The following is a 767-nucleotide window of genomic DNA, read 5'->3' as shown; positions in this document are numbered from 1 at the left end:
TAACATATTTAACTATGCAGAAAAAGCGGCTTGAAAAGCCGCTTTTTTCTACCTTTGCAGGAACCCAATCTCTGTAAAGATAAGTTTCGTTATTTAAATTCAATGGAAGAAAATCTGTAGATGTAGATTTCTTTTGCATTGTGCGTTTTATTCCAAGCTTCAATAAGCAGTTTTCGTGTTTCATCATGCAACATAATAATCACCTCTTGACTCTATCATAGACCTGTTGTCAAGAATGTGCAGTATTTTTTGGGAGTGCTATAAGAAACATCCTGAATTTACAGACCGTTACCGTCGCATCAAAGCACGCCGTGGTCACAAGAAAGCCGTCATTGCTGCCGTATGATCCTGACCGCTATCTGGCACATACTCACAGATTTAAAGCCATATACACCGGAAGGTTTTCTTGACTCCCGTCCTGTGAATAAAGAAAAAGTGTTAACTACTTCACAGGCACTTAATCTGCTTAAGCAAAGAGGTTATTTTATCAAAGACGATCCTTTGTCAGTTTCCTGATTAGGTGTTGCGTTTATATTCAATTTTTCAGCCACCTAAAGATGGCTTATTTGTGATGTCAAAATTTATTCTCTATCCACTATCCCTTTGTTTCAAACTTTCAGTTTCCTATTATGTAATCAGTCCGTCTTTTTTGTCCGTTCTGTTTTTTTCTTCTGCTGTCTGGTAGCTCTCTTTCTGTTTTTCAGGTTTTGTAAAGTCAACTTTACAGAATTTACTTTTCTCTTTCTCAAACCAATTTAAACTTTTCT

General features: G+C 36.5%; 1 protein-coding gene and 1 pseudogene. One reads left to right on the top strand and one right to left on the bottom strand.

What is annotated here, in order from left to right:
- Positions 1-187: hypothetical protein (locus LI074_RS17070; protein ID WP_207664331.1), on the bottom strand; the 187-nt coding region annotated here is incomplete at its 3' end.
- A gap of 75 nt (positions 188-262) precedes the next feature.
- Between LI074_RS17070 and LI074_RS18265 the strand changes: the two are divergent.
- Positions 263-516 (top strand): annotated as a pseudogene (locus tag LI074_RS18265) (IS110 family transposase); the annotation flags it as partial.
- Between the last annotated feature and the right edge of the window lie 251 nt (positions 517-767).

Origin of the sequence: Blautia sp. MSK18_10, from assembly GCF_020553185.1 — a bacterium.
Taxonomy (GTDB): Bacteria; Bacillota; Clostridia; order Lachnospirales; family Lachnospiraceae; genus Blautia_A; species Blautia_A wexlerae.
This window is presented reverse-complemented; position numbering and strand designations above follow the sequence as displayed.